Source organism: Kitasatospora sp. NPDC093102 (assembly GCF_040683915.1).
Lineage (GTDB): Bacteria > Actinomycetota > Actinomycetes > Streptomycetales > Streptomycetaceae > Kitasatospora.
On the sequence record NZ_JBFBFA010000111.1, the window covers coordinates 374 to 4,349 of the forward strand.

Annotated in this window: 3 protein-coding genes and 2 pseudogenes; 2 read left to right on the plus strand and 3 right to left on the minus strand. The window is 72.4% G+C overall.

The annotated features are described in order from the left end of the window. The 3 genes and pseudogenes from AB0O11_RS39050 to AB0O11_RS39060 form a co-directional block, all read right to left on the minus strand. Window positions 1-1,371 (minus strand): annotated as a pseudogene (locus AB0O11_RS39050) (hypothetical protein); the annotation flags it as partial. A gap of 201 nt (window positions 1,372-1,572) precedes the next feature. Next, complete coding sequence (locus AB0O11_RS39055) at window positions 1,573-2,343, minus strand: lysophospholipid acyltransferase family protein (RefSeq protein WP_363397316.1); 771 nt, start codon at window positions 2,341-2,343, stop codon at window positions 1,573-1,575. Window positions 2,344-2,566: 223 nt separating this feature from the next. After that, the gene (locus AB0O11_RS39060) at window positions 2,567-2,992 is read right to left on the minus strand and encodes a DUF4395 domain-containing protein (protein WP_363397319.1); all 426 of its coding nucleotides are present in this window, start codon (window positions 2,990-2,992) and stop codon (window positions 2,567-2,569) included. Window positions 2,993-3,278: 286 nt separating this feature from the next. On the opposite strand from AB0O11_RS39060, the gene AB0O11_RS39065 reads away from it, so the two are divergent. Together AB0O11_RS39065 and AB0O11_RS39070 are read left to right on the plus strand one after the other, a co-directional pair. Then, a complete protein-coding gene (locus AB0O11_RS39065; RefSeq protein ID WP_363397322.1) occupies window positions 3,279-3,611 on the plus strand; it encodes a thioredoxin family protein in 333 nt (110 codons plus the stop codon). A 252-nt stretch (window positions 3,612-3,863) separates the two neighbouring features. After that, window positions 3,864-3,976: pseudogene (locus tag AB0O11_RS39070) on the plus strand (electron transfer flavoprotein subunit beta); the annotation flags it as partial.

Consider the following 3,976-nt stretch of genomic DNA (forward strand, 5'->3'; position numbering starts at 1 on the left):
CTGGTCCGATGGTTGGTCCGACGCCTGATCCGGTGCCTGGGCGGGTGTCTGGTCCGATGGTTGGTCCGACGCCTGATCCGGTGCCTGGGCGGGTGTCTGGTCCGATGGTTGGTCCGACGCCTGATCCGGTGCCTGGGCGGGTGCCTGAACCGGTGCCTGAGCAGGATCGGCGGGAGCGGCAGGATCGGCGGGAGCGGTGACGGCCTCCGCCGTGCCCCAGGCCGGTCGGCTGAGCCACCTGTCCGCGCTGTTGGTGAGACGGGCGACGCCCGTACCGTCGGACCGCATGCTGTAGAGGTCGGTGCCGGCGCCCGCGGGGGCCTGGGCGAAGACGATGGAGGTGCCGTCGGGCGCGTAGGTGGCCGTGCCGTAGAAGGTGTTCGAGGGCGCGGGAGTGAGGGCCCCGAGAGCGCTGCCGTCGGGGTGGACGGTGTAGATGCCGCCGCCGGGGGCGTTGTCGGGGCCGGCCGGGTAGGTGGTGAGGAGGATCCGGGTGCCGTCGGGGGACCAGTCCGCGCGGTCGCCGGCGCGCAGTTCCCAGGGGGTGAGCTGGCGCAGCCCGGTGCCGTCCGCGCTGACGACGTAGATGGCGCGGCTGTTGGCGGGCTGCCCGGTGGCGCTGGTGCGGTACTCGAAGGTGAGCTGCTTGCCGTCGGGGGACCAGCTGGGGTTGCTGACCGCTCCGGAGTAGGGCTTGTCGTTGGTGAGGAAGGTGAGCCGCTGGACGTCGGTTCCCTCGGGGCTCATCAGGTAGAGGTCCGAGTACTGGACCTGGTGGCTGCCGGACGAGTCCAGGGCACCCCAGGAGCGGCTGAAGGCGACCTGCTTGCCGTCCGGGGAGAAGGCCGGGGCGCGTTCGTCCTCGTTGGCGCAGTCGGCGGTGCCGCTGTCGCACAGCTGGCTGACCTGGTGCTCGGAGCCACCGGCGGTGGGGACGGTCCAGAGCCGGGCGGTGCCGGTCTGCGGGTCGGTGCGGTCGAAGGCGATGGTGGTGCCGTCGGGTGACCAGTCCGGGCGGTCGTCGAGCGTGCGGGCCGGCGGCTGGGTGACCTGGCGCTGGCCGCTGCCGTCGGGGGAGAGGGTGACGATCGCGCTGCTGGTGCGGGAGGCGTCGGTGTAGGCGCGGCTGACGATCAGCCCGTTGTGCACGGGGGCCGCGGGCGCTCCGACGGCCGCGCCGACCACGTCGGGTGTCGCCTCGGGGACGGCGGTCGGGGTCTCCGGCCGGATCTCCGAGAGCGGGATCTCCCCGGGTTCGGCCCCGCAGCCGGTGAGCAGGGTGCCCAGAAGCAGAAGGCCCGCACCGGCGCTTGCGCGGGTGCGGGCTCTGCCCGTGGCTGACTGTCGTGTGCCGGTGGTGATCCTTGCCATCTCCGCCTCCGAGCCTTTCGACCGTTCCGACGTGTGCCCCCGCCGCGGATTCAGGACGAAGGCCCCTGAAAGGAGCTGTCACTGTGTCAGATGGGGAGCATCAGCGGCCGGAGGACACGCGACGGACCGCGCTCGCTCGGTCGCACGGAGTAGACGCGGGATGGAGGCGGAAAGAGGGGGACGGAGGCGGAGAGGGGGGTATCAGCCCCGGGCGGCGCGGCGCTCGGCCTTCGCGAGGGCTTCCGCCTCGTCCTCGGCCTCGGCGACCTCCAGGGTGGGCGCGGTGCCACCGAGGTGGGCGGGCAGCCACCAGGTGTCGTCCGGGCCGGAGGGCTTGCCGGGGTACTCGCGCTGTGCTTGGTCGAGCATCTCGCTCATGGCGGTGCGCAGCCGTCGGGTGACCATCACCGGCTTGTCGTTCGGCCCGAGGTGAATCGGTTCGCCGATCATGATGGTGATCGGGACGTGCCGCTTGGTGAGGGTCTTCGGGCGGCCCTTGGTCCAGAGCTGCTGGGTGCCCCAGAGCACGACGGGCAGCAGCGGGGCGCCCGAGTCGGCGGCCATCCGGGCGGCGCCGGTCTTGAACTTCTTCAGCATGAACGAGCGGCTGATGGTGGCCTCGGGGAACACCCCGACCACCTCGCCGGCCTTGAGGGCGCGCACGGCGGCCTCGTACGCGGGCTGGCCGTCGGTGCGGTCCACCGGGATGTGCTTCATGCCGCGCATCAGCGGGCCGGAGATCCGGTGCTTGAAGACGTCGTCCTTGGCCATGAAGCGGGTCTTGCGCTTGCCGCCGCGGTAGGCGCCGAGGCCCGCGAAGAGGAAGTCGAGGTAGCTGATGTGGTTGCTGACCAGTACCGCTCCCCCCCTGGCGGGGATGTGTTCGGCACCCACGATCTTGATCCGCGCGTCGAGCGCGCGGAAGGCGGTGAGTGCGGCGCCGATCACCGGCGGGTACACGAACTCTGCCACGGTCAGTCCTGACTTCCACGGGCCGGAGCCCGGTTCGGCGGGTACCCGCTCCGTTGTGCGGGTGGTGCCGACCGGAGCACGGCACTCCGCGGCGGTCACGGGTGATTCACGGAGATGATCCCCCGAACGAGTGCCTGCTGTCACCTGAGCCGTGCGGTAGAGCGACTATTGGCGGTGTGATCTCCGTGATGAATTCCCACGGGAACTTTTCCGTTGCCCGGCATCAGACGCCGGCGGTGAGGCGGCCCTGGGCGCGTCGGACCAAGGGGTAGAGCTCGCAGCCCACGCAGTAGCCGAACGCGGCGTTGACGAAGGCGGCGGTGAGTGCGGCCGAGACGGCCAGCAGGCCCAGCCACGTCACGTCGGCGCAGTAGCCGAGGGCGCCGACCGCGGCGAACACCATGAGGACGCCCTGGTCGAAGCGGAGCCGCCGTTCGTCCTCGGTCTCGGAGGGCGGTGCGAGCCGGGGGAGCACGAGCACCCGGAACAGCCGGACGTAGGGGGCCAGGCGCAGGCCGCCGAACGCGCCCAAGGCGAAGACGAGCGTCTGGGCGACCAGGAGCGGGCAGTTGCCGGTGCGCAGGACGACGGCCAGGACGATCGAGGTGAGCGCTGCGGCCAGGCGAGGGCCGCGAGGATCGGTCTGCAACGGGGGCTCCGGGGGTCGCGACGGGCGGCGGCAGTGGCGGGGCCTCAGCGCCGTTGGCGGACGGTGGCCCGGGCGTGGGCGATGACGCGGCGGCAGGCCGGCAGCGGCCTCGGGCGGCACTCGGAGTCCATCGGCCGATCGTACGTGGCCCGACCCCGGCGGTCGACCGTGTTTCGGGTGCCGCGGGCGCTGCCGCAGACTGGAGGGACGACCGGGCCGGCGGCCCGCGTTGTCGTGCCTCGACGGCGGCCGGACCCGGTCCGCTGCGGGCCCGGGTGACGGGAGGCTGGGAGTGAGCGCCGAGGACGGGGCGGAACGGCTGTCGGAGGCCGAATTGGGCGGGCCGCTCGGCGTGCGGGCGACGCTGGTGCAGTTCTCGACGGCCTTCTGCCAGCCCTGCCGGGCCACCCGGCGGGTGCTCTCCGAGGTGGCCGGGATGGTCGACGGGGTCGAGCACGTCGAGGTGGACGCCGAGGAGCGGCTGGAGCTGGTCCGCCGGCTGGAGGTCCGGCGGACGCCGACCGTCCTGGTGCTGGACGGGGAGGGCAGGGTGGTGCGGCGGGCGGCGGGGCAGCCGCGCAGGGTGGACGTGATCGCGGCGCTCGGTCGCGTCGTGTGAGCAATCCGGTCGCACGTGTTCCGCCCCCTCGGGTGGAGTCGGCCTCGGGCTGGGGCAGGATGGGCGCAGGCGGCGGAGCAGCCGTACGGCGTAAGCTACTGGCCAGTAGTGACCACTGTGATACCGGCGAGTATGCTGCCAGGAAGTTCCGGACCGGCACGGGAATTCGCTGCCCGGGGCGGGTGCGTGCCGTGTTCGCGCCCGCTTGCACCGCCGCAGCCGCCGGACGAGACCAGTACAGGAGACAAGGCCGTGAGCTTGAGGATCGTTGTCTGTGTGAAGCACGTGCCGGACGCGACGGGTGACCGTCGTTTCGCGGACGACCACACCACGGACCGGGAGGGCGTGGACGGCCTCCTGTCGGA